Genomic DNA, 25,377 nt, shown 5'->3' on the forward strand with positions numbered 1-25,377 from the left:
GGGTTTGTCCTCAGCGTTCTTCAGTCTCAACCAAGAGAGGAGTATGTATGAACCTTCGTCCTTTGCATGATCGCGTGATCGTCAAGCGTCTTGACCAGGAAACCAAGACCGCTTCGGGCATCGTGATCCCCGACGCCGCAGCGGAAAAGCCCGATCAAGGCGAAATTCTCGCAGTCGGCCCGGGCAAGCGTGACGACAAGGGCGGCCTGATCCAGCTCGACGTGAAGGTGGGCGATCGCGTCCTGTTCGGCAAGTACGCTGGCCAGACCGTCAAGGTCGACGGCCAGGAACTGCTCGTGATGCGCGAAGAAGACATCATGGCTGTGGTGAACAAGTAAGTTCAACGTCCCCAGTTCATTCAAAGGCATTCAAGGAGTTAGAAGATGGCAGCTAAAGACGTCGTATTCGGCGATTCCGCCCGTGCGAAGATGGTCGAGGGCGTGAATATTCTCGCCAACGCAGTGAAGGTTACGCTGGGCCCGAAGGGCCGCAACGTCGTGCTCGAGCGCAGCTTCGGCGGCCCGACCGTCACCAAGGACGGTGTCTCGGTCGCGAAGGAAATCGAGCTCAAAGACAAGCTCCAGAACATGGGCGCGCAAATGGTCAAGGAAGTCGCTTCCAAGACCAGCGACAACGCCGGCGACGGTACCACCACGGCTACCGTGCTGGCACAGTCGATCGTCCGCGAAGGCATGAAGTACGTCGCATCGGGCATGAACCCGATGGACCTGAAGCGCGGCATCGACAAGGCAGTGGCAGCAGCAATCGAAGAGCTGCGCAAGATCAGCAAGCCCTGCACGACGAACAAGGAAATCGCCCAGGTCGGCGCGATCTCGGCGAACAGCGATTCGTCGATCGGCGACCGCATCGCTGAAGCGATGGACAAGGTCGGCAAGGAAGGCGTCATCACCGTCGAAGACGGCAAGTCGCTGCAAGACGAACTCGACGTCGTCGAAGGCATGCAGTTCGACCGCGGCTACCTGTCGCCGTACTTCATCAACAACCCGGACAAGCAGGTCGCCGTTCTCGAGAACCCGTTCGTGCTGCTGCACGACAAGAAAGTCTCGAACATCCGCGATCTGCTGCCGGTGCTCGAGCAAGTTGCAAAGGCCGGCCGGCCGCTGCTGATCATCGCTGAAGACGTCGAAGGCGAAGCGCTCGCTACGCTCGTCGTCAACAACATCCGCGGCATTCTGAAGACCGTTGCCGTCAAGGCGCCGGGCTTCGGCGACCGTCGCAAGGCCATGCTCGAAGACATCGCGATCCTGACCGGCGGCCAGGTGATCGCCGAAGAAACGGGTCTGTCGCTCGAGAAGGCTACGCTGGCTGAACTGGGCCAGGCGAAGCGCATCGAAGTGGGCAAGGAAAACACGACGATCATCGACGGCGCTGGCGAAGCAGCAAGCATCGAAGCGCGCGTGAAGCAGGTGCGCACGCAAATCGAAGAAGCGACGTCGGACTACGACCGCGAAAAGCTGCAGGAACGCGTGGCGAAGCTGGCCGGCGGCGTGGCAGTGATCAAGGTCGGCGCTGCGACCGAAGTCGAAATGAAGGAAAAGAAGGCACGTGTCGAAGACGCTCTGCACGCTACGCGCGCAGCCGTTGAAGAAGGCATCGTGGCCGGTGGCGGCGTTGCGCTGATTCGCGCTCGCGCTTCGATCGCTGGCGTGAAGGGCGACAACGCCGATCAGGACGCAGGTATCAAGATCGTGCTGCGCGCGATGGAAGAGCCGCTGCGCCAGATCGTCACGAACGGCGGCGAAGAAGCAAGCGTCGTGGTAGCAGCGGTTGCCGGCGGCAAGGGCAACTACGGCTACAACGCGGCGACGGGCGAGTACGTCGATATGGTCGAAGCAGGCGTTGTGGACCCGACGAAGGTTACGCGTACGGCACTGCAAAACGCAGCGTCGGTCGCAGGCCTGCTGCTGACGACGGACGCAGCCGTGGTCGAACTGCCGAAGGAAGACGCACCGATGCCTGGTGGCATGCCCGGCGGTATGGGCGGCATGGGCATGGACATGTAATTCGACGTCAAGTCGAAGCGCATGTTGGAGCGCGCCGCGAGGCGCGCTTTTGGCCGCGTTCCTGGCCGGAAAGAAAACCCGCAGCGTGAGAAATCACGGTGCGGGTTTTTTTATATCAATGCCGCGCCTCTCCCGGCGCATCGCTCTTGCCGCTCGCGGTCGGCGCATCTTCATCGGTTTCTCTGGCCCAGAAAAACCGATCGGGAAGGTAGGCGCCCATACCAGGCCGAAACGCGTTCTGCATCGCCTGGAACATGTACTCCTGCGCTTCGCGTACCGCTTCCGCCGGGTCCTGGCCATTCGCGAGCAAGGCCGCGATTGCCGCGCCAAGCGTATCGGTCATACCCATCACGCGCTGCGCCCCGCGGTCCCACAAGTCCTGCCGCAACTGGCCGTCCTCGCAGTAAAGCGTGTTGACCAGCCGATGCGTGCCCGTTTCCATCGACAGAATGTACTCGCAGCCTTGCGACAGCAGGTGCGACACGGCCGCGTCGAGCGTCGGCGCTTCGGCGTCGCCGTCGGGCTGCGCGAGCGCGAGCAGCGCCGCGTGGTCGGCGACGAGCAGCGTGGTTTGCGGTGCGAGCAGGTCTGCTATCGCTTCGCGCAATTCGTCGGCGGCGAGCACGTGTTCGTCATCGAGCGTGAAGTCGGGCGCGAGGATCAGCGGCACGTCGTCATAGTCGGCGACGACTTCGGCGATCGCGCTCACCACTTCGGCGCGGGTCGCCGCGCCGACCTTGAATGCGGCGATCGGCATGTCTTCGAGCAGCATGCGCGCCTGCGTCGCGACAGTCTCCGGGTCGAGCGCGGTGACTTCGTCGCAGCTCGCCGAGTCGCGCACGGTATAACCGGTCAGCACCGTGACGCCGTGGCAGCCCATGCTGGCCAGCGTCATCAGATCCGCTTGCAGGCCGGAGGCGCCGGTGGGGTCGGACAGGCCGAAGGTCAGAACGATCGGAGGGGTGTCGCTGGGCATGAAAGGAGGAAAAAAAATCGAAGCAAATAAGGAGGCCAACAGGAAGGCCAACAAAACGGCCAACAGGAAGGTCAAAAAGCAGGCCCATACGCGTGGGTCGGCTCAATTATGCGGCTTTCTCCCGCGACGAGGCGGTTTTTCGCACGCGTGAGCGCCGTGCACGCTCGCAAAAATTTGCTGCAGCGCAGAATCGTTAATTGCTTTCGCTAGGCATGGGGGCGGCAACACGGTACCATCATGGCTCCCGTTTTAACGGACTTTTCGACGCGCAAAAGAATGGAATATAGAAGCTGGATGTGCCTGATCTGCGGCTGGATTTACGAGGAAGAAGCCGGCTTGCCGGACGAAGGTATTGCGCCGGGCACGCGCTGGGAGGATGTGCCGATCAACTGGACCTGCCCCGAGTGCGGGGCGCGTAAGGAAGACTTCGAAATGGTCCAGATCTGACCGGTCTGGCGGTTGGTTCTGCTGCTGGCTTTACGCTTCTTTACGTCAGATGGCGGGGCTGGCTTTCGCGTCCGGTGCTTGCGTTCTTCATGCCCTGATTTCGCGTCGGTTTTCGCGTCGATTTTGGCGTCGATTCCCCCGGTTTTGACGCTCGGCGCCTGAGTTGATGCGCGATCTGTGCGTACGATCCTTGCGCATTCGGGCAGGCGCATCGCCGAGGCTCGCGACGGATGGGGACGCGTCGCAGCGTACACGGCGCGTTGCGTGCCTGCACCGACTCGAGCGCCGCGCGCGCATGACGGGGACGCGACACAGCTGCGGCCGCACGATTTCAGAGCGCACGCGGCGGCGTAACCGGCGGGTCACGGCAGGTCGTCGTCCCGGTCCTAGCGTCGGTTTCGGTCTGTCGGCGTTTCTGCAAACGTGCTCATGACACCTTCATCCGCTCCCGGCAGTAACCTCGAAGCCTTGCCCAATCCTCGCGGCGGCGCCGTGCGCGCGGCCGAACGCGCGCTTGCCGACGCGATTGCCGCACACGATCAGCATCGCGATGCGACGTTGCCCATTTTGCATGCCGCGCACGCGCTTCGCGAAGCAGGATGGCTCGCCGCGCAACAGTTTGCCGACGCGCTGGTCCTTGCGTCGCCGCTCGCCTTCGATGCGGCGGATTCCATCCGTGCTTACGTCGACAATTCGGCGCATTCCGGACATGCGGCGCCTGCATCGCGTGCTCGTCTGCCCGATAACCCGGTGCGCGAAGCCTTTGGTTCGGCGCTGCATGCGTTCGCGGCGGCGCTCGGCAGGCGCAATCTGCGTGAACTCGCCTGTTCGCCGTCGCTTTACGCGCACTATCGTTCGCTATCGGCGCTGACCGCGCAGCACACGCCGGGCTTCAAGGTCAACTTCGAAGACCTCGCACTAGCGGGCCGTCCGGTCCCGCCTGCTACCTTGCACGCACAACCGGCACAACGTCTCACGCATCTTCGCGCGCGCTACGAGCAGGCGTTGTTGCCGGTTCTGCGGGCGCAGACCGGCGAGGGCGCGATGTCGGCGGCAACGCTCGTCGTCGAGGCCGCGCTCGACGAACTTGAAGCCTGCATGGCCCAGCTGGTCGGTTCCGACCCGTACGATTTCTGGCGGCTCGCAGCCGGTTGCGCCCGTGCGCTGCGCGTGAGCGGTCACTTATCGGGCGACCCCGATGCGCGACGCTTCTTCGCGCGGTGCAACCTCGCGCTCGGGGACCAGGCGCGCGGCATCGAGTACGCGCCGCGTTCGCTCGTGCGTGCGACGCTCGCGTTGCTGTGGCGCGACTATGCGCTGTTCGGCGCCGCCGCCGAAGACACCGACCACGTCGAACTGCTGCGCGACTACGGGTTGACCGTGGTTTGGCATGTGGCAGGCACGCCGGCTTCGGAGGCGCTGTGGGAAGCCAACGCCGCCGAGGCGGCGAGGGGGACGGCAGAGACGGCGGCTCAAGCGCAGCCGACGCCGCCGGAGGTTCCTACGCGCGACCTTGGGCCGCTCACCGTCCACGCCAACGCATACGAAGATTTTCTGCAAACTGCCGATGCATCGATTGCAGCCCTCTCGGAACACGCGCGCGCTGCCGATAACCCGCAAAAGGCCGACGCGAGCGCGGCACTGCAAGCGGGCGATGCCGCATACCGGCTCGGTGCATCCGCGAGCGCGCTCGGGCTCGGTCATGTGGCGCTGCTGTCCGATGCGCTCGGTCTGGCTTGGCGCCGGCGTGCGCACGCGGCGGCCGCGATGCCCGAAGGCCGCACGCAGGCGCATATCGAAGCGCCCGACGCGGCGGTGCTCGAACAGGCCGCGCTTGCACTGCGTGCAATGCTGCACCAGATCGCGGCAGGTATTGCGCCGCCGCAAGCGAGCGCCGCATCGGGTACCGCGCTCGCGGCGTTGACGCGTGCGATCGAACTGGGCAGCAGCTTGACCTGAATTGAACGTGAACTGAACGCGAACTGGACGTACCGGCGTGAACCCAACGTGGACTACCGCGCACATCGAGCGCGGCGTGCCTGCCAGGCCTAGCCGATAAGCGGTAAGTGCGTGTTAGAGTGCAGCTATGATCCGCTGTCCGTGGGGTGGGCCTCGGGCATCGCGTGTCGCCATGACGTGCGGTGCATATGGGGTCTGCACTTCCACTCGTCTTTGCTAGAATTTGACCTATGTCCAAGAGTACCGATCGCATCAATCTCACCAACCAGTTCCTGATCGCCATGCCCAACATGGCAGATCCGACTTTTTCAGGAACGGTGGTCTATCTTTGCGATCACAGCGAGCGCGGCGCACTCGGTCTGGTCATCAACCGGCCAACCGATATCGATCTCGAAGCGCTCTTCAATCGCATCGATCTGAAGCTCGAAATCGAGCCGCTGCTGCATGTTCCCGTCTACTTCGGCGGCCCGGTGCAAACCGAGCGCGGCTTCGTGCTGCATGACGCGGGGCAGGGCAGTTCGTACACGTCGTCGATGCAGGTGCCGGGCGGCCTCGAGATGACCACGTCGAAGGACGTGCTCGAAGCGGTCGCGAACGGCAAGGGCCCCGAGCGCTTTCTGCTCACGCTCGGCCATGCAGGCTGGGGCGCGGGCCAGCTCGAGGAAGAGATCTCCAAGAACGGCTGGCTCACGGTCGAGGCCGATCCGAAGATCGTCTTCGACGTGCCGGCCGAAGACCGTCTCGAAGCGGCGCTCGCGCTGCTCGGCGTGACACTGTCGATGCTCTCCGGCGAAGCAGGTCACGCATGACCGGTGCGCCCGAACGTGCAGCGACGCTGCTTGCGTTCGATTATGGCGAGAAACGCATTGGCGTCGCCGTCGGCAATTCCCTGACGAAAAGCGCGCGGCCGCTCGTGGTCGTGCAGAATCGCAACCGCGACTATCGCTTCGCCGAGCTCGGCAAGCTGATCGGCGAGTGGCAGCCCGACGCGCTCGTGGTCGGCCTGCCGACGCATCCCGACGGCACGCCCCACGCGATGACGCAGCAGGCCAAACGCTTCGGCAATCAGCTGAACGGGCGTTTCAACCTGCCGGTGAGCTGGGTGGACGAGCGCTACTCGTCGGTGCAGGCCGAAGCCGGCGTGCGCAGCGGCACCGCACGCGCCGATCTGCTCGATGCCGAAGCCGCCTGCATCATCCTTCAACAGTACTTCGAAGAAACCGCCACACGCGGCGAACCAAGCGGTGAGATGCGCCGTGAAATGTGCGGCGAAATGCGCGGTGGAATCAGCAGCGAAACCAGCAATGAGTGAGAACATGAGCGCCATCGATGCGGAGCGGCTCTATCGTGCCGTACTCGAACAGATTCGCGCGGCTTACGGCGACGCGTTCCTTCGTCCCGACGAGCCCGGCGGTGCGGTGCTGGCCGGCATATACAGCGGCGGCGCGTGGCTTGCCGAGCGTCTTGCGCGCGATCTGAACGTGCCGGCTTTCGGCGTGGTCAACGTCGCGTTGCATCGCGACGACTACGCGAAGAAGGGCCTGCATACGCAGGCGAGCCCGACGTCGCTGCCCTTCGATGTGAATAACCATCGCATTCTGCTCGTCGACGACGTGCTGTACACGGGCCGCACGATTCGCGCCGCGATCAACGAACTGTACGACTATGGCCGGCCTGCCGCGGTCGAGCTCGCGGTGCTCGCGGACCGCGGCGGACGCGAACTGCCGGTCGCGGCGACCTTTGTGGGCGGCACGGTCGATGTGCCGGCCGATGCGACGCTCGTGCTCGCGCGCCACGGCGACGAAGGCGCACAGCATTTCACGTTTCATACCGAAGCGCGTGCCGACTGAGCACGCCTCACTGCGTCCCTTGCATGCAGGCGTATCACCAGTTTGATCCAGGACCACGATGAACAAGCCTAACCCGGTCGCACAGCACGCGACCCAGGATTCAACGCAGCAGGATTCGACCCAGCGCGCCGCCGAGGCGCGGCACTTTCGCTACGGTTTCCTGAAGGGCAATCCGCAGCTGACGAAAAACGGCGAGCTCAAGCATCTGCTGACAATCGAAGGCTTGCCGCGCTCGATCGTCACGCACATTCTCGATACGGCCGAGCAGTTCGTCAGCGTGACGGACCGCGAAGTGAAGAAGGTGCCGCTGCTGCGCGGCAAGTCGGTGTTCAATCTGTTCTTCGAGAACTCGACGCGCACGCGTACGACGTTCGAGATTGCGGCGAAGCGTCTGTCGGCCGACGTGATCAATCTGAACATCAACGCTTCGTCGACGAGCAAGGGCGAATCGCTGCTCGACACGATCAATAATCTGTCGGCCATGCACGCCGATATGTTCGTCGTACGGCACGCGTCGAGCGGTGCGCCGTATCTGATCGCCGAGCACTGCGCGCCGCACGTGCATGTGATCAATGCCGGCGATGGGCGTCATGCGCACCCGACGCAGGGTCTGCTCGACATGTACACGATCCGCCATTACAAGCGCGATTTCACGAATCTGCGCGTGGCGATTGTCGGCGACATTCTGCATTCGCGCGTGGCGCGCTCCGATATTCATGCGCTGACCACGCTCGGCGTGCCCGAAGTGCGCGCGATCGGCCCGCGCACGTTGCTGCCGGGCGGACTCGAGCAGATGGGCGTGCGCGTGTTCCACAACCTCGACGAAGGCCTCAAGGACGTCGACGTGATCATCATGCTGCGTCTGCAGAACGAGCGGATGAGCGGGGCGCTGCTGCCTTCGGCACAGGAGTACTTCAAGAGCTGGGGCCTGACGCCCGAGCGGCTCGCGCTGGCGAAGCCCGACGCGATCGTGATGCACCCGGGGCCGATGAATCGCGGCGTCGAGATCGATTCGCAGGTCGCGGACGGGCCGCAATCGGTGATTCTGAATCAGGTGACGTTTGGCATCGCGGTGCGGATGGCGGTGATGGGCATCGTCGCCGGAAATAACGACTGACCGCGACGCTTCGCTGCTACGAGCAGTTGCAAGGACCGGAACGACTGATTGCACGCGCAACGATCAGGCCGGCATCGAGCAGGCATCGGGCAGCACCGAACCTCGAGCATCGCAAAAGACAACGCACAAGAAAGGCAGCACATGAAGATTCACATCCAGGGCGGCACGCTGATCGATCCGGTAGCGGGCACCGAACAGCAGCAGGACGTGTTTATCGCGGCCGGCAAGATCGTCGCGCTTGGCCGCGCACCGGAAGAATTTCACGCGGCGAAGACGGTCGATGCGCGCGGCCTGATGGTTGCGCCGGGTCTCGTCGACCTGGCCGCGCGCCTGCGCGAACCGGGCTACGAGCACAAGGCGACGCTCGAGTCCGAAATGGCCGCGGCGCTCGCGGGCGGCGTGACGACACTCGTGTGCCCGCCCGACACGGACCCGGTGCTCGACGAACCGGGCCTCGTCGAAATGCTGAAATTTCGCGCGCGCAATCTGAACCAGGCGCATGTGTATCCGCTCGGCGCGCTGACGGTGGGCCTCAAGGGGCAGGTCATCACCGAGATGGTCGAATTGACCGAGGCGGGCTGCATCGGTTTTTCGCAGGCCGACGTGCCGGTCGTCGATACGCAGGTGTTGCTGCGCGCGCTGCAGTATGCGAGCACGTATGGCTTTACCGTGTGGCTGCGTCCGCAGGACGCGTATCTCGCGAAGGGCGGCGTCGCTGCGAGCGGTGCGCTCGCTTCGCGGCTCGGTTTGTCGGGCGTGCCGGTTTCGGCGGAAACGATCGCGCTGCATACGATTTTCGAGCTTGTGCGCGTGACGGGGGCGCGTGTGCATCTGTCGCATCTGTCGTCGGCGGCGGGCATCGCGCTGATGCGCGCGGCGAAGGCCGAAGGTTTGCCGGTTACCTGCGATGTGACGGTCAACCATGTGCATCTGATCGACGTCGATATCGGTTACTTCGATGCGCAGTTCCGTCTCGATCCGCCGCTGCGTTCGCAGCGCGATCGCGAGGCGATTCGCGCGGGCCTCGCCGACGGGACGATCGATGCGATCTGCTCGGACCACACGCCCGTCGACGACGACGAAAAGCTGTTGCCGTTTGCCGAGGCGACGCCGGGCGCGACCGGCCTCGAGCTGCTGCTGTCGCTGACGGTGAAGTGGGCCAGCGAGGCGGGCGTGCCGCTCGCGAAGGCGATCAACTGCATCACCGCGGCGCCAGCCGGCGTATTGAAGCTCGCCGCGGGCCGCATCGAAACGGGCCTGCCCGCGGACCTGTGCATTTTCGAGCGCAATGCGCACTGGCGCATCGAGCCGCGCGCGCTGAAGAGCCAGGGACATAACACGCCGTTTCTCGGTTACGAACTGCCGGCGCGCGTACGGGCGACCGTGGTGTCCGGGCAACTGGCATTCGAGCAGCGCTAACGCCAGGCTGACGATGCACACGGAACCTTCACGATGAAACTCGCGCTTCGCAAGTTACGACTCGTTGCTCATCTGCTGTACGGCATGTGGGTTGTCGCCACCCGCTTTTCGCGCGTTACGCCGCAACAGCGCTTCGAACTGAACCGCGCATGGTCGCTGCGATTCCTGCAGCTCGCGGGCATGCGGCTCGTCGTGCACAACGACGCAGCGCGCATTGATGAAGGCGCGTTAGTGGTCAGCAACCATATTTCGTGGATCGACATCTATGTGATCAACGCATGGCGGCCGACGCGTTTCGTGTCGAAGGCGGAAGTGCGCAAGTGGCCCGTGGTCGGCTGGCTCGCGTTCAAGCTCGACACGGTGTTCCTGCAACGCGAAAAGCGCAGCGACGCGAAGCGGATCATGCATGAGCTTGCCGATCATCTGATTGCAGGCCACGCGATCTGTGTGTTCCCCGAAGGCACGACGACCGACGGACGCGAACTGCTGCCGTTCCATTCGAACCTGTTCCAGGCGGCGGTGTCCGCATCGAGGCCGGTGCAGCCGATCTGCATTTACTACGAAGATGCGCATGGCAACCAGTCGACGGCGCCAGCGTATATCGACGACATGTCGCTTGGCGAGTCGATGCATGCGCTGCTGTGCGGCGCGCCGTTGACCGCGCACGTCTACGTTTGCGATGCGCTCGCGCCGGGTGCCGAGCGGCGCGTGCTGGCGGCCGAGGCGCAGGCGGCGGTCGAAGCGGCGCTCGAGCGGCTGCGGCCGGCTGGTTCGCGGGTGCGCGAGGCATCGCGTGCACAGCCGGTGCAGCAGGCGCAGAGCGTCGATCGCGACGACGTGTCGAACGCGGGCGACGTGCCGACAACGAACGGACCGCTCGCGCAGTAAAAGTAAAAGCAACCCGGCGGGCGGGTGCACGCGGAAATATCTACGTGCCGGATCGACCTGCCTGGTCTACCGGCTGAGCACCTTCGCGAGACCGAACGTCTCGCGAACACCGGTGTCAGATCACACAGCAGGCCGTTCCGGTCGATTACACTTCGTCGATGTTTACCAATCCCGATTTCTTCCTCTGGAATTTTTTCGCCAGCATTGGCGATGCGGCGTTCACGCTGCCGATCGCGCTCGTCTGCGCGATCTGGCTGTGGTTCTCGGCGCGCCGGCAAGCGGCGCACTGGATCGCGCTGCTCGCGGTCGGCATGGCGGCGGTCGGCGCGACGAAAATTCTGTATGCGGGCTGCGGCATTCAGATTCCGGCGCTGAATTTTCGCGTGATCAGCGGGCATACCACGCTGTCGAGCGCGGTCTGGGCTGTCGCGATGGCGCTGCTGTGCCGGTGTGTGGGCGTCCGTGCGCGCTATGGCGTGATGCTCGGACTGCTGATCGGCGCGCTGACGGCCGTGGCGCGCGTGTTCGACGAAGCGCATTCGATCACCGAAGTGATCGCCGGCTGGGTCGTCGGCGGCGCGCTGGCGGTGCTGTTCGTGCGCAACTTCGTGCACTCGGGCGTGAGGCTCGTCAAGCCGCGCTATGCGGCGCTGGGGCTGTTGCTGGTGGCGTCCGTCGCATATGGGCGGCATGCGCCGATCCAGCAGATGATCGAGATGTATTCGCCGGGGGTGTGCGCGAAGTTTTTTCCGAGCCTGGTCGACGAGATGAAGGACAAGCTTTAGCGCGGGCTCGACGCGTATCTAAGACGTATTCGCGACGCGCCGCCGACGCTTATTCGGCGTCGGCCGAAGCGCGGCAGCCCGAGCAATCCATCTGTGTGACCGTACGGCCGGCCGGCTCGCGCGTGAGCCTCACCGCGGACAGCTGATTGCCCCAAACGCAGCCGGAATCGAGCCCGATCACGTTGTCGCGTACCATCAGACCGAGCGCGGCCCAATGGCCGAATACGACCGTGACGTCGGCCGTGCGCCGCGACGGTACATCGAACCATGGCATAAAGCCCGGCGGCGCCGAATCGAGGCCGCCGCTCGACGTGAAATCCATGGCGCCGTCTGCGTTGCAAAAGCGCATGCGCGTGAGCGCGGTGCAGGTCAGGCGCAGACGATCGATGCCCTTGAGGCTCGGCTTCCAGCGATTCGGCTCGTTGCCGTAGAGACCCGCGAGCGTTTCTTTCCAGTTCGGTGCGCGCAGTGCGCGCTGCAGTTCGTCGGCGAGTTCGAGCGTGAGCGTGGTGTCCCACTGCGGCGGAATGCCCGCGTGCACGAGCAGCATGCCTTCGTCGAAGTGCGCGATCGGGCGATGGCGGACCCAGTCGAGCAGGTCTTGCGCATCGGGCGCGGACAGGATGTCGTCGAGCGTATCGCCTTTCTTCGACTTGCGAATGCCGGCGGAGACCGATAGCAGATGCAGGTCGTGGTTGCCGAGCACGGTGACTGCGCGGTCGCCGAGCGCGATCAGTTCGCGCAGCGTGGCGAGCGAGCCGGGGCCGCGGTTCACGATATCGCCGGCGAACCACAGCGGGGTGTCGTCGGAGGGGGCGGCTTTTGCGAGCAGCCGCCGGAATTCGGTGTGGCAGCCTTGCAGGTCGCCGAAGGCGAGCGGAGCAGGCCTCGTGGAAGTGGTCATGTCGAGTGTGTTCGGTGAGCGTTGCGGCGGTCGTTTCGTGGCGGAAAAGCACCGGCGCATAGGCGGATGCGGCTTGGGCCTTCGTGCCGATGTGGCCGCCTGCGTCGTGCGGGCCGTGCGGTGTCTTGCGATGCGCGCTTTGTGGAATGCCTCGCGACGCAACCGGCGGCACGATCGTACGGGCGGCCTCGGCGCCGACTGCACAATATCGCGTGACATAATAGCTGGTTTTAAGAGGGTGCCATAAGCAGGTGCGTGGAGCGGCCGGACAGGCGGCTTCATGAGGCGGCGATACAAATGGCGCCGCAGCAGATACGTGGTCGGGACCAGACTTACGCGCCGCGCGTTCCACCGGTTGGCTGTGCAGCCTGCATAAGCTGCCCTGCGTGGGACCGGAATAAGCGCTGAAGCGCCAAGGGGGAAAAGCATGATCATCGTGACCGGCGGGGCGGGCTTTATCGGCGCCAATTTCGTGCTGGACTGGCTGCGCGAGGGCGACGAGCCGATCGTCAACGTCGACAAGCTGACGTATGCCGGCAATGCCGAAACGCTTGCGCCGCTCGCTGGCGACGCGCGGCATATCTTCTGTCAGGTCGACATCTGCGACCGCGCGGCCATCGATACGCTGTTCGCCACGCATCGGCCGCGCGCGATCCTGCATTTCGCGGCGGAGAGCCACGTCGACCGGTCGATCAACGGGCCGGGCGAGTTCGTACAAACGAATGTGGTCGGCACCTTCACGCTGCTCGAAGCGGCGCGCGCGTACTGGAACGGCCTGGCCGGTGACGAGAAGTCCGCATTCCGTTTCCTGCATGTCTCGACCGACGAGGTATTCGGTTCGCTGAACCCCACCGATCCGGCTTTCAACGAGCATACGCCGTACGCGCCGAACAGCCCGTATTCGGCGAGCAAGGCTGCATCGGACCATTTCGTGCGCGCATACCACCACACCTACGGCCTGCCGACGCTCACGACGAACTGCTCGAACAACTACGGCCCGTATCAGTTTCCCGAGAAGCTGATTCCGCTCACGATCATCAATGCGCTGGCGGGCAAGAAGCTGCCCGTGTATGGCGACGGCAGGAATGTGCGCGACTGGCTCTACGTCACCGATCATTGCGCGGCGATTCGCACGGTGCTGCAAAGAGGCGTGCCGGGCGGGACATACAACATCGGCGGCTGGAACGAGCAGGCGAATATCGACGTCGTGCATACGCTGTGTCGTACGCTCGACGCGTTGCGGCCGTCGGCGTCGGGTGCGTCGTACGCGGCGCAGATCGAATTCGTGAAGGACCGGCCCGGCCACGACCGTCGTTATGCGATCGACGCGACGCTGATCGAGCGCGAACTCGGCTGGCGGCCCGCGGAAACGTTTGACACCGGCATCCGGAAGACGGTGCTCTGGTATCTCGAGCATCCGGAGTGGATTGCCGGCGTCACGAGCGGCAGCTATCGTCACTGGATGGAAACGCACTACGCGGGAACCGCCTAAAAAAGGAACGCGGATGGCACGGAAGGGAATTATTCTCGCGGGCGGTTCGGGCACACGGCTATACCCGATCACGCACGCGATTTCGAAGCAGCTGCTGCCGGTGTACGACAAGCCGATGATCTACTACCCGCTGTCGACGCTGATGCTGGCCGGCATACGCGAGGTGCTGATCATCTCGACGCCGCAGGATACGCCGCGCTTCGAGGCGATGCTGGGCGACGGCAGCCGCTGGGGGATGTCGCTGCAATACGCGGTGCAGCCGTCGCCGGATGGCCTTGCGCAGGCGTTTGTGATCGGCCGCGAATTTATCGGCGGCGACCCTTGCGCGCTGATTCTCGGCGACAACATTTTTCATGGCCACGACCTTGCGCGGCAACTGCGCGAAGCGAATGACCGCACTGATTGCGCGACTGTGTTTGCGTATCACGTGAACGATCCGCAGCGTTATGGCGTGGTCGAGTTCGATGACACCATGCGCGCGGTGTCGATCGAGGAAAAGCCGGCCGAACCGCGTTCGTCGTATGCGGTGACGGGGCTTTATTTTTACGACCGGCACGTCTGCGATATCGCGGCCGAAATCAAGCCGTCGGCGCGCGGCGAGTATGAGATTACCGACGTCAACACGCGCTACCTCGAAGCGGGCAAGTTGCAGGTCGAGATCATGGGGCGCGGCTATGCGTGGCTCGATACGGGTACGCACGATTCGCTGATCGATGCGGCGACGTTTATCGCGACGCTGCAAAAGCGCCAGGGACTCGTGGTGGCGTGCCCGGAAGAGATCGCTTACCGGTATGGATGGATCGACGCGGACCAGGTGTTGAAGCTTGCAGAGCCGCTCGCGAAGAACGATTACGGGCGGTACCTGAAAAACATTCTGACGGACAAGGTGGTATGGCAATTACGGTGACGGCAACTGCGCTGCCTGAGGTCAAGCTCATCGAGCCCAAGGTGTTCGGCGATGCGCGTGGATTCTTTCTCGAGAGTTTCAATGAGCGGGAGTTCGCGCAGAAGGTGGGCGTGGATGCCCGCTTTGTTCAGGACAACCATTCGCGGTCGGCCAGGGGTGTGCTGCGTGGCATGCATTATCAGATTCAGCATGCGCAGGGGAAGCTGGTGCGGGTGGTGGCGGGGGAAGTGTTCGATGCTGTGGTCGATGTGCGCAAGCGTTCGCCGAACTTCGGGAAGTGGGTGGGGTTCAGGCTGAGTGCGGAGAACCATCGGCAGTTGTGGGTGCCGGAAGGGTTTGCGCATGGGTTTCTCGTGCTGTCGGAGACGGCGGATTTTCTGTATAAGACGACCGATTACTGGTATCCGGAGCATGAGCGGTGTCTGGCGTGGGATGATCCGCAGGTGGGAGTTCAGTGGCCGATTGAGGGGGAGCCGGTGATGGCGGAGAAGGATAAAGCCGGTAAGCCTCTCGCCGATGCGGAAACCTACATCTGAGTCAAGAGGCGTACATGGCTCACACCAACGAACCAATCATCCTTGTCACGGGTGCGACCGGCCAGGTGGGCTTCGAACTACTAAAGAGCCTGCAAGGTCTCGGGCGCATTGTCGCGCCCGACCGGAAAACGCTAAACCTCGCGGATTCGGACCAAATCCGTGCGGTGGTGAGCGAGATGAAGCCTGCACTTGTTGTGAATCCCGCCGCATACACGGCTGTGGATCAAGCGGAAAGCGACAGGGAGACTGCCGCGCGGATCAACAGCGAGGCGCCGCGCATTCTCGCGGAGGAGGCACGGCGTATCGGGGCTGCACTCATCCATTACTCGACCGACTACGTATTCGACGGTGCAAAGAACGTCCCATACGATGAAACAGACGCTACGAATCCGCTGAACGTGTACGGGCAATCCAAGCTCGACGGCGAACGTGCAATCCAGGCAGTTGGTGGCCGATATCTGATTTTTCGCACCAGTTGGGTCTATGGCACACGAGGGCGCAATTTCCTGCGCACGATGCTGCGCCTCGCGCGTGACCGGTCGGAGTTAAGCATCGTCGGCGATCAGTTCGGAGCACCTACATGGTCCACCACGATTGCAGCAATCACAGCACACGTCGCCGCGATCGGGATGGTCGAGCACAGCGATGACGATGCGTGGTGGGAGCAACGGTCGGGAATTTATCACCTCACCTCGTCTGGCGCGACATCATGGGCGGCCTTTGCCGAGGCAATATTCAAGTTTGCTGCAGTTGATCCGCGTCCGTCGGTTAAGGCAATCGGGTCGGACGAGTATCCCGCGCAAGCCAGGCGTCCCAAGAGCTCACGCATGTCAAACGACAAGCTCACGAAGGCATTCGGCATCCGGCCGCCTTCATGGGAAGAAGCCCTGCGTCTATGCATCGCAGAATGTGGGCAATTGCGCTGAGGCGAAGTTTCAAGCCCCAGCTGATGGTGCTGCCGTAAGGTTAACCCTCTGACGCTTCGCATGGATGAAGCGAGCGGTCAGATATAATTGCGAGATTATTTTAGTTTTTTCCCGCTTTTGCGATCGTAAGATCGTTAGGCCTTTTAAACGGAGATGGAATTGACGAGCGCAGTTGTTACTGGCATGACTGGGCAGGATGGAGCATATCTTACTCAACTGCTTCTGGATCGCGGATACACCGTGTACGGCGCGTATCGTCGCACCAGTTCTGTCAATTTCTGGCGGCTGGAGGAGTTGGGCATTCTGAATCATCCCAACCTTCATCTGATCGAACATGACCTGACCGACCTCGGATCGACGGTGCGGTTGCTCAGCAAAGCCAGACCTCGCGAAATCTATAACCTGGCAGCGCAAAGCTTCGTGGGCGTTTCGTTTGATCAGCCGGTGACGACTGGTGAAATCACTGGCATCGGTGCAGTCAATCTGCTCGAAGGCATTCGTGTTGTAGACCGCTCGATTCGTTACTACCAGGCCTCGACATCCGAGATGTTCGGGAAAGTTCAAGCGGTTCCCCAGAAGGAAGACACGCCTTTCTATCCGCGCAGCCCGTACGGTGTGGCGAAGCTGTATGCACACTGGATGACGGTGAACTACCGCGAGTCTTACGACATGTTTGGCTGCAGCGGCATTCTGTTTAACCATGAGTCTCCGTTGCGTGGCCGGGAATTCGTTACTCGCAAGATCACCGACTCCGTCGCGAAAATCGCGCTAGGCCAGTTGGACGTGCTCGAGCTGGGCAATCTCGACGCCAAGCGTGACTGGGGTTTCGCCAAAGAATACGTCGAGGGAATGTGGCTGATGTTGCAGGCCAACGAGCCCGACACGTATGTGTTGGCGACCAACCGCACGGAGACCGTCCGGGACTTCGTTACGATGGCCTTCAAGGCAGCCGGTACGGAAATTCAGTGGCGAGGCGCCGATGAGCATGAGCAAGGCCTCGATGCCAAGAGCGGTAAGACGCTCGTTCGCGTCAACCCGCGGTTCTATCGTCCCGCGGAAGTCGATTTGCTCATTGGCGACGCCACCAAAGCAAGAGACAAGCTCGGATGGGTGCCGAAGACCTCGCTAGAAGACCTCTGTCTGATGATGGTGGAGGCGGATATGCGGAGAAATAAAGTTGGTCTCTCGTACTAAGGAAAGAAAGCCTTTCGCGGTCGTCACCGGTGTCCGCGGCTTCACAGGCGCATATGTTCTTCGGGAACTACGGGGAGCGGGTTACCAGGTACTTGGAACCGGCCTCGATGCTGGCGGAGAGAATGAGCGGGCGCTCGACATAACATCGCTCGAACAGTGTCGTCAGATCATTGATGAGACTCGCCCGACGCACATCGTGCATCTCGCCGCTAGCAGTTTCGTAGCCGATGACGATGCGCTCGACATGTATCGCATCAACGTGCTTGGTACGATCAATCTGCTTCAGGCATGTACCGATAGCGGCCACGTGCCCGAGAAGATCCTCATTGCCAGTAGCGCCAACGTCTACGGAAATAATACTGCGGGCGTTATCGAAGAGGAGTGTGTCCCTGCGCCGGTAAGTCACTACGGCGCCAGTAAGCTCGCGATGGAGCACCTGGTTCGGACCTGGTTCGACCGTCTTCCTATCGTGGTGACCCGGCCGTTCAACTACACGGGATGTGGCCAATCTGCGCGGTTTCTTGTGCCGAAGATCGTCTCGTACTTCGTAGACAAGAAGCCCTATATCGAATTGGGCAATCTGGATGTCGCGCGAGACTTCTCGGACGTGCGTACCGTGGCGAGCATTTATCGCGCACTTCTCGAGGCAGAGGTAGCGGGAGAAATCGTGAACGTTTGTAGCGAACGTCCGTATTCGCTACAAGAAGTTGTGGAGATGGTCCGTCGCGTGTCCGGTCACGACCTCGAAGTCCGAGTCAATCCGTCGTTTGTCAGGGCAAACGAAGTTAATGTGCTTGTTGGTTCGGCAGCAAAGCTTCGCCGCTTCGTGCCCGATCTGCCGCCCATACCGTTTTTCGAGACCATCAACTGGATGGTCGCCGAGGGCTTGGCGCCAAGCCGTCGCGGCAGCAGAGCGGCAAATTCGCCCGCTACATCCGCGTGAGCAGCACAATCTACAGGCTCTCGAAGCGCTGAAAAATTTTATTATTGGACAGCGATTAACGATCCAAGACGACGATTTGTCCGAATAGGCGAAGCATGATAAATTCCTCGCGTTGAGGAGGGCACTCCGGTGCATAACTTTTAATGGACAGTCGAATGTCTGAGGTTTCTAACGCAGTTAGCCCGGAGAGTCAGTCGGCATTCTTCGCGGGCAAGAAGGTCTGGATTACCGGCCATCGTGGCATGCTCGGCTCAGCGATGGTTCGTAGTTTTTCGAACGAGCGCGCAGAGCTTCTTCTTACGTCGCGTCAAGAACTCGATCTGTGTAACCAGCACGCGGTTTTCGAGTGGGTCGAACGTAACCGACCAGAGTTGATCTTTCACATCGGCGCAAAAGTTGGCGGGATTCACGCAAACGCTACGTTGCCGGCAGACTTCCTGTACGACAACATCATGGTGCAGACGAACGTCATCAACGCCGCGCATCGATTTGGCGTTAAACGGATGGTGTTCGTAGCTTCCAACTGCACTTATCCGACGAAAGCAGAGCAACCCATCAAAGAGGATGCGCTGCTAACAGGCCCGCTCGACAACAACATTCGAGCCTATGCAGTGAGCAAGATTGCAGGCATCGAGATGTGCCGTGCGTATCGGAAACAGTACGGCAGCGATTTTGTTGCCGTTATTCCGCCGAATTTGTATGGGCCTGGCGACAACTACCATCCTCAGCATAGCCATGTAGTCGCCGGTATTCTTCGACGTACGCACGAAGCGAAGCTCGCAGGAAAGTCGGAGTTTGTTGTTTGGGGCGACGGTACCCCGCGCCGTGAGATCCTGCACGTCGACGATCTCGCAAAGGCAATGAAGACAGTTATGGCATCGGATACGAAACATGACTTGTTCAATGTTGGTCCCGGTTATGACCATTCGATCGCAGAGCTGGCAACGATGATCGCGAAGGTTGTTGGGTTCGAAGGCAAGATTGTGTATGACACAACCAAGCCGAACGGCACGATGGCAAAGCTTCTCGACAGTTCCCGTATTCGTGAAATCGGCTGGCAACCAAAAGTCGAAGAGATGGCAGGCCTTAAGACCTCTTACGAAGATCTGCTGAGGCTTCTGGAGTCGCCTGAGGCCGGCGGCCGTCTGTAGCGCTGTTCGGTGCCGCCCCTTGCGCGGTGTAGTTCAATTCTCCCTCAAGACGGTTGCGGGCTGATGATCGGCCGACGCAACCGTTTCGTATTTGTTTGCGTGGAAAGTGATCCGGCATGAATGAAAGCCTTGCCAGTAGTTTCTCGTTGCCCAGCGGGTTCGTCGGTCGGTTTGCGGTCGTCAAACTTTGGCCGGAATTGAAGACCGCCGAGGATGAATGCATCGCGAGAATTAAACTTGCTGCCTCCGCGTTAGGCTTGGAGTGCGTCGAAGTTCATGCAGACGGGCGATACATTGATCGTCCGGAGACGGCCGTCAGCAAGAAGGACGTCGACTTTGTTCTCCATCTTCACTACGACACGCCAAAGTTCTACGACGTCTTTTCGTTTGTTGCCCTTTGGAATCCGTTGCAGTTTTATCATCAATGGGGCTACGAACGCACGTCACGCAACCTGCTTTCTCACGATGACTTCGTGAGTTGCAGTTCTGTCGCAGCCGATGATCATGTGGCGCGTATGGTGCGCGGTGCGAAGACGCACTTGCCTGCGAAGTTTCATCTCTACCATTCGATCGCCGATATCGTGCATCCGCCTTCGCTAGGCGACGGCAAGCTCTTCTACGTTGGAATTAACTGGGAGGCAGTCAATGGTGGGAAGTCGCGCCATCAGGACGTTCTGAGAGAACTTGACCAGACTGGAATGTTGCGCATCTACGGCCCAGAGATTTTTCTGAAGGTGAAGGTTTGGGCCGGCTACCAGAGCTACGTGAAAGAGATTCCGTTCGACGGCGTCTCCATGATCGAGGAGATTTCGCGTGCGGGGATCGCGCTAGTCCTATCGTCACAGGCGCATAAGGCATCTGAACTGATGTCGAACAGATTGTTCGAGAGTGTGGCGGCGGGTGCGCTGGTAATTTGCGATGAAAACCGCTTTGCATCGCGCTTTTTCGGCGATTCGCTGCTTTACATCGATACGCGTGCTCCGGTCGCGACTATCGTTGAGGACATCCGAAAGCATATCGAATGGGCGAAAGCCAACCCGGCCGCCGCGCTTGCGAAAATAGCAAAAGCTCAGCAGATTTTTCGGGAGAAGTTCACGCTCGTGCGCAATCTGAGCGCGCTCTACCTTGGTTTGCCAGCTCGTCAGCAGGAATTGCGGGTTCGAATGGGGTTGGGTGAAGGTAACTCGAAGGGGCTTCGCGTCGGGCTATATCTGCTGATGCCGGCGTTTTCGGATGACGTTCTGGATGCTCACATCGCAAGTGTGGATGCTCAGGAATACGACAATTTTGCCCCTGTGCTTGTGATTGATCGTCGCGCCATTGAACTCAATGGCCAAGCCATTGCTGCAGCTGTGAGCAATCGGGCTCGGGAGATTGAGGTCTTGACGGTCGACTTCTTCGATCATGGCCCGATGGGCGAAGTGTCTGAAGAGCGCAACCTTGGCGCGGTGCTGCACGACATTTTGCCAGTTGCGAAGTCATTTGATGCCGTTACCTTCGTAGGGCCGAACGAGGCGCTTTTTGGCAACCACCTTAATGTTCTCGCTGCGAGCATGCTTTCGGATTCGCGCCGACATTGCGTTGCGTCCGCAACTATCGTCGAAAATGGTGACGCGCCGGTGCACGGCATCTCGGAGCATATTGAATTCGGCTATTTTCTGCCTGATGCGCCCATCGGTTTGGGGCGCTTCATGTTCCGCACCTCGAGCATCGCTAGCGACATTGGGATAGCGCTACCTCATCTCCACCGCAAGGCACTCGCGGCACTTGTCGGTAGTAGCGAAATTCACCAGGAAATTCCGTCGACGGTAGTGATCGATGCAGCAAATGGCTATCCATCGGGCAAATGGGATGAGGCGATGGAGAACGAGGTCATAGCGGACTTCTGCCCGGAAGTTTTTAAGATATACACGGGCCACGTTGCGAAGTTGCCTTCGCTTGCGCCTCGCCCCGCTCCGGTGACGGCTCCCCCGCCTTATTCGCGACTGAGCAAGCGCTGGATCGTTTATCAGCTTACGGCGCTGCGCGAGAAGGGGGTGCTTTCCCGCATGGACCACCTGAAAAAAAGACTTCGACGGTCGTCTCCCGACAAGACCGCCTAGGTTCTACTCGAACAGCTTTGGGTATGTAGCGATCATGAATCCTCATGCGGAAAAACCGACTTCACCCGTTGCACTCTGGCGTGGCATGTGGAGAAATCGTCATCTCATCCTTCAAATGACTCGCCGTGATGTTATCGGCCGATATCGCGGGTCAGTGATGGGGGTGTTATGGTCATTCTTCAATCCCTTGTTCTTATTGACCACATATACGTTCGTTTTTTCGGTTGTGTTCAAAGCGAGATGGAACGGGTCAGTACCGCAAAGCAAGAGTGAATTTGCCATTCTGCTCTTTATGGGCATGATCGTGCATACGTTGTTTGCTGAAACACTGAGCCGCGCGCCGACACTAATTGTCAGTAACGTCAGCTATGTAAAGAAGATCGTCTTCCCTTTGGAAATTTTGCCGGTGGTTGCGCTTGGCGTTGCATTGTTTCACGCACTAGTCAGCGTTGTGGTGCTCGGCGCGTTTGTAGTGATTGCGAGCGGACATATTTCATGGACCATGATCTTTTTGCCGGTGATTTTGCTACCGCTGATGGTCTTGACGCTTGGTGTTGCGTGGGCCTTGGCTTCCTTGGGCGTGTTCTTACGCGACGTGGCTCAACCAATTGGGCTGCTCATGACTGTGCTGCTTTTTGCGTCGCCGGTGTTCTACCCGCTTAGCGCATTGCCCGCTGTCGTTCGTCCGTGGTTGTGGCTTAACCCGTTGACTTTCGTTATCGAGCAGGCACGCGCTGTGTTCATCTACGGTCAGTTGCCTGATTGGGGTGGACTGGGAATTTATTGCGTCGTTGCTGTGATAATTGCTTGGGTAGGTTACGCGTGGTTTCAGAAAACGCGGAAGGGGTTCGCTAATGTCCTTTGATACGGTGATCACCGTTGACGACGTGTCGAAGCGTTTCGAAATTTACGAGCACCCTCGCGATCAGCTGAAGCAGTTCCTCTTGCCGCGAATGCAGCGGTTGATGGGCCGCGCGCCGCACCAATACTTCAAAGAATTTTGGGCTTTGCGGAACGTCTCCTTGACGATCGGAAGGGGCGAGTCGTTCGGTATCGTCGGGTTAAACGGTAGCGGCAAAAGTACGCTGTTGCAGATGATCGCCGGAACGTTGACCCCTACGTTAGGCAAAATCACGACCGAAGGACGTGTCGCGGCACTTCTTGAACTCGGTTCCGGTTTTAATCCCGAGTTCTCTGGACGCGAAAATGTCTACATGAACGGAGCTCTTCTCGGCTTTAGTCGCGAGCAAGTTGCCGAGAGAATGGAGTCGATTCAATCGTTTGCCGATATAGGCGATCACTTTGATCGTCCTCTGCTGACCTATTCCAGCGGTATGCAGATGAGGGTGGCGTTTGCTGTTGCGACGGCGTTCGATCCGGACATTCTAATTATTGACGAAGCATTGGCCGTTGGAGACGCGTATTTTCAGCAAAAATGCTTTCACCGGATGGAGCGTTTCAAGGAACGCGGTGGAACGCTGCTTTTTGTGTCCCACGATGCGAATACCGTCAAACACTTATGCGATCGGGCGGTTTTGATTAGCCACGGCAAGGTAGTGACAACGGGCGCTCCGAAATCGGTAATCGACCTTTATCATGGGTTGATTGCACGGAAGAACGATCAAAGCGGCGGGGAAGTGCAGGTGCTTCAATCCGAGCAGCTCGCGCTGCCGCAAGACAGCGGATTTACGTGGGACGCCGAAGCCAAATGGACAAAAGCGACGACTACGACGTCGAACAAACAGGCAGAACTCGTTGACGTAAAGCTGCTTGATGAAACTGGCGCCGAAGTGACGCACATTGAAAGTGAATCTGAGCTTACGGTTCAATACGTGGTTCGGTTGCTCAAGGACTTCGAGCGTCCCGCATTCGGATTGATCATTCGGGATAGGGTCGGCCGATCGATCTTCGAGACGAGTACCTACGCAATGCGGTTGGAAGAACGTCCCATCGCTTCGGGTAGCCTCGTGAAGGTACGGTTCCAGCTAGAGTTCAACCTCCGCGTGGGACATTACTCGTTTTCGGTCGGCGTTGCCAACAAAGGTTTTGCTCGCAGCGAATTTGAGGAGCGCACGTTGTTGATGCATGACGTTGAACAAATAGAAGTGCTTGAATCCAGCGATGCAGCTTTTTACGGGGGGATTTTCAATATGCGACCGAAAGTCGTCGTTCAGGTTGTGGAGTGAGGATGAGCAGATTTATGCGATGGCTTCGCTCCGGAAAGGAATTGTATTTCCTTGTGACGCGCCAGAACGAGGCCATCGAACGCCTCGCGGCGTCGTTGGCTGATCATTCAAAGCAATTGGCTCTCCAGGCAGAATTGCTCGGGCGTCAGTCTGAGTTACTGGATTTTCAAGGGAAGCAGATAGAGAAGCAACTGCAACAGCTGAACGTTGAGACAAATCGATCTGCGCATGTCGCAGCTGTGCTCGAAAGTGTTAGACAAGGCCAGGCGGACACGGCGCATCTTCTTACTCATTCCAGAGAGGAAGGATTGACTGCGGCGCAACTCGCCAAACTTAATCCGCGGATGAGGCGTAATTTTCTGCCAAACGATTCGGCGGTTGCTCAGAAGCAGCTTATGGCGACGTGGGCCGCTCAGGCGGACAGGCTGTGCTATGTCGATTTTCTCGATAGCGGATTTCGCGTATTTTCGCAAAATGATGAAGACGGTGTTTTGCTGCGCATTTTTAGCGCGATTGGAGCGACTAATCGTTATGTGATCGAGATTGGAAGCAACTGCAGTGACTCCGATATTGGGCTTCCGGAGAATCTGTCGACTAACCTCATCGTAAATCACGCGTGGCATGGTGCGATCTTCGAAATTGATCCCACTGAGTGTGCACGGATGCGGTATTTTTTTGCCCGTGACTTTGCTACGAAGCACTTCCATGTGGATGGTGATGCTGGTCGTGACGGTTACTATTCGCCTGTTATCGTCGAAAAGGCCGTTTCTCCGGATGGCATCGATCGCACCCTGCTTGATGTTCACGACGAGAAAGAGCCTGATTTGATGATCATCGATATTGACGGTGGGGACTACGCAGTCGTGCAGGCGATGACGGAGGTCCGTCCACGGGTACTAGTGGTCGAATTCGAAAAGCGGTTCCGCGATCGCCATAGCGTCGTTCAGTTCGAAACGACGCAGTTCAGCAAGCGTTGGCCTCAATCTGGCGCGGCTAGCCTATTGGCCTGGAAGGAACTGTTAGCGTCGAAAGGTTACGTGCTTTGTACCATCGGTTCATGCGGTTTCAATGCGTTTTTCGTGCGTTCCGATGTCGCTGAAGGCAAGGTCTGCGAGTTGAGTCCGCGCGAAGCTTTTGACCGGCACCCAATTTTGTCGAAAGTCAGGGAGCCTTTTTGGCGGTCACCAGACGACACGTGGCAGGCAGTTTGACTCGCCTTGGCCGAAACAATTGCGGACAAACTGAAAGGTGAGGGGATGGCTCGTAGGCAAAAGAAAGCCACGAAGAAGCGGTGGCTTATCGAAGAACGACTGATCACAACTCTATCGAATAGATAGGACGTCCGTCGCGGTGGCTTTAAAGAGTGCGCCGACACAATGAACTCGCGACATCGGTCAGATCAGATGGCGGTTTTGTCCAAGTCTTAGGCAGCCGAAGCAGTATGTGGAAAGTTGATGTGGCGACGCCGATCGACCTAGGGGTTGACCATGCCGTGGTGAGGTGTTTTTATGATGCATATTTCGGCGGCGAATGCTCGAACTGCGACGTTGGCGATGGACTGGATGCTTGGC

24 protein-coding genes are annotated in these 25,377 nt (G+C 60.1%); 22 read left to right on the forward strand and 2 right to left on the reverse strand.

Features of this window, described 5'->3' with window-relative positions:
• The first annotated feature begins 47 nt into the window (after nucleotides 1–47).
• Together groES and groL are read left to right on the forward strand one after the other, a co-directional pair.
• Entirely contained in the window at nucleotides 48–338 is a 291-nt protein-coding gene (gene groES, locus QYH69_RS12400) for a co-chaperone GroES (protein WP_075156406.1), read from the forward strand.
• 45 nt (nucleotides 339–383) lie between these two features.
• Complete coding sequence (gene groL, locus QYH69_RS12405) at nucleotides 384–2,024, forward strand: chaperonin GroEL (RefSeq protein WP_075156407.1); 1,641 nt, start codon at nucleotides 384–386, stop codon at nucleotides 2,022–2,024.
• 115 nt (nucleotides 2,025–2,139) lie between these two features.
• Here the strand turns inward: groL and QYH69_RS12410 are convergent, their stop codons facing one another.
• Entirely contained in the window at nucleotides 2,140–3,000 is an 861-nt protein-coding gene (locus tag QYH69_RS12410; protein WP_308832153.1) for a hydroxymethylpyrimidine/phosphomethylpyrimidine kinase, read from the reverse strand.
• A gap of 276 nt (nucleotides 3,001–3,276) precedes the next feature.
• Here QYH69_RS12410 and QYH69_RS12415 point away from each other — a divergent pair, with 276 nt between their 5' ends.
• From QYH69_RS12415 to QYH69_RS12455, 9 genes are all read left to right on the forward strand, one after another.
• Nucleotides 3,277–3,447 carry a rubredoxin gene (locus tag QYH69_RS12415; RefSeq protein ID WP_075156409.1) on the forward strand — a complete coding sequence of 57 codons (171 nt, stop codon included), beginning with the start codon at nucleotides 3,277–3,279 and terminating at the stop codon, nucleotides 3,445–3,447.
• Nucleotides 3,448–3,876: 429 nt separating this feature from the next.
• Entirely contained in the window at nucleotides 3,877–5,406 is a 1,530-nt protein-coding gene (locus QYH69_RS12420) for a hypothetical protein (protein WP_308832154.1), read from the forward strand.
• 230 nt (nucleotides 5,407–5,636) lie between these two features.
• Nucleotides 5,637–6,215 (forward strand): YqgE/AlgH family protein, encoded by a 579-nt coding sequence (locus QYH69_RS12425; RefSeq protein WP_075156411.1) that lies wholly within the window; start codon nucleotides 5,637–5,639, stop codon nucleotides 6,213–6,215.
• Complete coding sequence (ruvX, locus tag QYH69_RS12430) at nucleotides 6,212–6,718, forward strand: Holliday junction resolvase RuvX (RefSeq protein ID WP_308832155.1); 507 nt, start codon at nucleotides 6,212–6,214, stop codon at nucleotides 6,716–6,718. The genes QYH69_RS12425 and ruvX overlap by 4 nt, the downstream gene beginning before the upstream one ends.
• Before the next feature lie 4 nt (nucleotides 6,719–6,722).
• Nucleotides 6,723–7,256 carry a bifunctional pyr operon transcriptional regulator/uracil phosphoribosyltransferase PyrR gene (gene pyrR / locus QYH69_RS12435; RefSeq protein WP_308832156.1) on the forward strand — a complete coding sequence of 178 codons (534 nt, stop codon included), beginning with the start codon at nucleotides 6,723–6,725 and terminating at the stop codon, nucleotides 7,254–7,256.
• 58 nt (nucleotides 7,257–7,314) lie between these two features.
• The gene (locus QYH69_RS12440) at nucleotides 7,315–8,373 is read left to right on the forward strand and encodes an aspartate carbamoyltransferase catalytic subunit (RefSeq protein WP_308832157.1); all 1,059 of its coding nucleotides are present in this window, start codon (nucleotides 7,315–7,317) and stop codon (nucleotides 8,371–8,373) included.
• A 141-nt stretch (nucleotides 8,374–8,514) separates the two neighbouring features.
• Nucleotides 8,515–9,792 (forward strand): dihydroorotase, encoded by a 1,278-nt coding sequence (locus QYH69_RS12445; RefSeq protein WP_308832158.1) that lies wholly within the window; start codon nucleotides 8,515–8,517, stop codon nucleotides 9,790–9,792.
• Nucleotides 9,793–9,825: 33 nt separating this feature from the next.
• On the forward strand, nucleotides 9,826–10,680 hold the full coding sequence (locus QYH69_RS12450; protein ID WP_308832159.1) for a lysophospholipid acyltransferase family protein: 855 nt from the start codon (nucleotides 9,826–9,828) through the stop codon (nucleotides 10,678–10,680).
• 158 nt (nucleotides 10,681–10,838) lie between these two features.
• On the forward strand, nucleotides 10,839–11,465 hold the full coding sequence (locus tag QYH69_RS12455; RefSeq protein WP_308832160.1) for a phosphatase PAP2 family protein: 627 nt from the start codon (nucleotides 10,839–10,841) through the stop codon (nucleotides 11,463–11,465).
• 49 nt (nucleotides 11,466–11,514) lie between these two features.
• Here QYH69_RS12455 and QYH69_RS12460 read toward each other — a convergent pair whose 3' ends face one another.
• Complete coding sequence (locus tag QYH69_RS12460; RefSeq protein WP_308832161.1) at nucleotides 11,515–12,369, reverse strand: symmetrical bis(5'-nucleosyl)-tetraphosphatase; 855 nt, start codon at nucleotides 12,367–12,369, stop codon at nucleotides 11,515–11,517.
• Between the two features lie 427 nt (nucleotides 12,370–12,796).
• Here QYH69_RS12460 and rfbB point away from each other — a divergent pair, with 427 nt between their 5' ends.
• From rfbB to QYH69_RS12515, 11 genes are all read left to right on the forward strand, one after another.
• Nucleotides 12,797–13,861 carry a dTDP-glucose 4,6-dehydratase gene (rfbB, locus tag QYH69_RS12465; RefSeq protein WP_308832162.1) on the forward strand — a complete coding sequence of 355 codons (1,065 nt, stop codon included), beginning with the start codon at nucleotides 12,797–12,799 and terminating at the stop codon, nucleotides 13,859–13,861.
• 13 nt (nucleotides 13,862–13,874) lie between these two features.
• Nucleotides 13,875–14,768, forward strand: coding sequence for a glucose-1-phosphate thymidylyltransferase RfbA (gene rfbA / locus QYH69_RS12470; protein ID WP_308832163.1), 894 nt, complete (start codon nucleotides 13,875–13,877; stop codon nucleotides 14,766–14,768).
• The gene (gene rfbC / locus QYH69_RS12475; protein WP_308832164.1) at nucleotides 14,753–15,304 is read left to right on the forward strand and encodes a dTDP-4-dehydrorhamnose 3,5-epimerase; all 552 of its coding nucleotides are present in this window, start codon (nucleotides 14,753–14,755) and stop codon (nucleotides 15,302–15,304) included. The genes rfbA and rfbC overlap by 16 nt, the downstream gene beginning before the upstream one ends.
• A 14-nt stretch (nucleotides 15,305–15,318) precedes the next feature.
• Nucleotides 15,319–16,230: a dTDP-4-dehydrorhamnose reductase gene (gene rfbD, locus QYH69_RS12480; protein ID WP_308832165.1), complete on the forward strand. Its 912-nt coding sequence runs from the start codon at nucleotides 15,319–15,321 to the stop codon at nucleotides 16,228–16,230.
• A 153-nt stretch (nucleotides 16,231–16,383) separates the two neighbouring features.
• The gene (gene gmd, locus QYH69_RS12485) at nucleotides 16,384–17,424 is read left to right on the forward strand and encodes a GDP-mannose 4,6-dehydratase (RefSeq protein WP_308832166.1); all 1,041 of its coding nucleotides are present in this window, start codon (nucleotides 16,384–16,386) and stop codon (nucleotides 17,422–17,424) included.
• A complete protein-coding gene (locus QYH69_RS12490; RefSeq protein ID WP_308832167.1) occupies nucleotides 17,408–18,367 on the forward strand; it encodes a GDP-mannose 4,6-dehydratase in 960 nt (319 codons plus the stop codon). The genes gmd and QYH69_RS12490 overlap by 17 nt, the downstream gene beginning before the upstream one ends.
• A gap of 155 nt (nucleotides 18,368–18,522) precedes the next feature.
• Nucleotides 18,523–19,518 (forward strand): GDP-L-fucose synthase, encoded by a 996-nt coding sequence (locus QYH69_RS12495; protein ID WP_308832168.1) that lies wholly within the window; start codon nucleotides 18,523–18,525, stop codon nucleotides 19,516–19,518.
• 116 nt (nucleotides 19,519–19,634) lie between these two features.
• Nucleotides 19,635–21,620, forward strand: a complete 1,986-nt coding sequence (locus QYH69_RS12500) for a glycosyltransferase family 1 protein (RefSeq protein ID WP_308832169.1) — start codon at nucleotides 19,635–19,637, stop codon at nucleotides 21,618–21,620.
• Between the two features lie 34 nt (nucleotides 21,621–21,654).
• The gene (locus QYH69_RS12505; RefSeq protein ID WP_308832170.1) at nucleotides 21,655–22,485 is read left to right on the forward strand and encodes an ABC transporter permease; all 831 of its coding nucleotides are present in this window, start codon (nucleotides 21,655–21,657) and stop codon (nucleotides 22,483–22,485) included.
• Nucleotides 22,475–23,806, forward strand: coding sequence for an ABC transporter ATP-binding protein (locus tag QYH69_RS12510; RefSeq protein WP_308832171.1), 1,332 nt, complete (start codon nucleotides 22,475–22,477; stop codon nucleotides 23,804–23,806). Before QYH69_RS12505 ends, QYH69_RS12510 begins: the two co-directional genes overlap by 11 nt.
• Before the next feature lie 2 nt (nucleotides 23,807–23,808).
• Nucleotides 23,809–25,017, forward strand: coding sequence for a hypothetical protein (locus QYH69_RS12515; RefSeq protein ID WP_308832172.1), 1,209 nt, complete (start codon nucleotides 23,809–23,811; stop codon nucleotides 25,015–25,017).
• Nucleotides 25,018–25,377: the final 360 nt, after the last annotated feature.

It is taken from the genome of Paraburkholderia sp. SARCC-3016 (assembly GCF_031119615.1).
Taxonomy (GTDB): Bacteria; Pseudomonadota; Gammaproteobacteria; order Burkholderiales; family Burkholderiaceae; genus Paraburkholderia.

Bases quoted from the DNA above. Each gene is read 5' to 3' on its own strand.
- QYH69_RS12500 (WP_308832169.1), top strand. From the start codon at position 19,635: ATGAATGAAAGCCTTGCCAGTAGTTTCTCGTTGCCCAGCGGGTTCGTC.
- QYH69_RS12495 (WP_308832168.1), top strand. From the start codon at position 18,523: ATGTCTGAGGTTTCTAACGCAGTTAGCCCGGAGAGTCAGTCGGCATTC.
- QYH69_RS12420 (WP_308832154.1), top strand. From the start codon at position 3,877: ATGACACCTTCATCCGCTCCCGGCAGTAACCTCGAAGCCTTGCCCAAT.
- gmd (WP_308832166.1), top strand. From the start codon at position 16,384: ATGGAATTGACGAGCGCAGTTGTTACTGGCATGACTGGGCAGGATGGA.
- rfbA (WP_308832163.1), top strand. From the start codon at position 13,875: ATGGCACGGAAGGGAATTATTCTCGCGGGCGGTTCGGGCACACGGCTA.
- pyrR (WP_308832156.1), top strand. From the start codon at position 6,723: ATGAGCGCCATCGATGCGGAGCGGCTCTATCGTGCCGTACTCGAACAG.
- groL (WP_075156407.1), top strand. From the start codon at position 384: ATGGCAGCTAAAGACGTCGTATTCGGCGATTCCGCCCGTGCGAAGATG.
- QYH69_RS12515 (WP_308832172.1), top strand. From the start codon at position 23,809: ATGAGCAGATTTATGCGATGGCTTCGCTCCGGAAAGGAATTGTATTTC.
- QYH69_RS12445 (WP_308832158.1), top strand. From the start codon at position 8,515: ATGAAGATTCACATCCAGGGCGGCACGCTGATCGATCCGGTAGCGGGC.
- QYH69_RS12415 (WP_075156409.1), top strand. From the start codon at position 3,277: ATGGAATATAGAAGCTGGATGTGCCTGATCTGCGGCTGGATTTACGAG.
- QYH69_RS12425 (WP_075156411.1), top strand. From the start codon at position 5,637: ATGTCCAAGAGTACCGATCGCATCAATCTCACCAACCAGTTCCTGATC.
- QYH69_RS12460 (WP_308832161.1), bottom strand. From the start codon at position 12,369: ATGACCACTTCCACGAGGCCTGCTCCGCTCGCCTTCGGCGACCTGCAA.
- rfbC (WP_308832164.1), top strand. From the start codon at position 14,753: ATGGCAATTACGGTGACGGCAACTGCGCTGCCTGAGGTCAAGCTCATC.
- rfbB (WP_308832162.1), top strand. From the start codon at position 12,797: ATGATCATCGTGACCGGCGGGGCGGGCTTTATCGGCGCCAATTTCGTG.
- QYH69_RS12410 (WP_308832153.1), bottom strand. From the start codon at position 3,000: ATGCCCAGCGACACCCCTCCGATCGTTCTGACCTTCGGCCTGTCCGAC.
- rfbD (WP_308832165.1), top strand. From the start codon at position 15,319: ATGGCTCACACCAACGAACCAATCATCCTTGTCACGGGTGCGACCGGC.
- QYH69_RS12455 (WP_308832160.1), top strand. From the start codon at position 10,839: ATGTTTACCAATCCCGATTTCTTCCTCTGGAATTTTTTCGCCAGCATT.
- QYH69_RS12450 (WP_308832159.1), top strand. From the start codon at position 9,826: ATGAAACTCGCGCTTCGCAAGTTACGACTCGTTGCTCATCTGCTGTAC.
- groES (WP_075156406.1), top strand. From the start codon at position 48: ATGAACCTTCGTCCTTTGCATGATCGCGTGATCGTCAAGCGTCTTGAC.
- QYH69_RS12440 (WP_308832157.1), top strand. From the start codon at position 7,315: ATGAACAAGCCTAACCCGGTCGCACAGCACGCGACCCAGGATTCAACG.
- QYH69_RS12510 (WP_308832171.1), top strand. From the start codon at position 22,475: ATGTCCTTTGATACGGTGATCACCGTTGACGACGTGTCGAAGCGTTTC.
- ruvX (WP_308832155.1), top strand. From the start codon at position 6,212: ATGACCGGTGCGCCCGAACGTGCAGCGACGCTGCTTGCGTTCGATTAT.
- QYH69_RS12505 (WP_308832170.1), top strand. From the start codon at position 21,655: ATGAATCCTCATGCGGAAAAACCGACTTCACCCGTTGCACTCTGGCGT.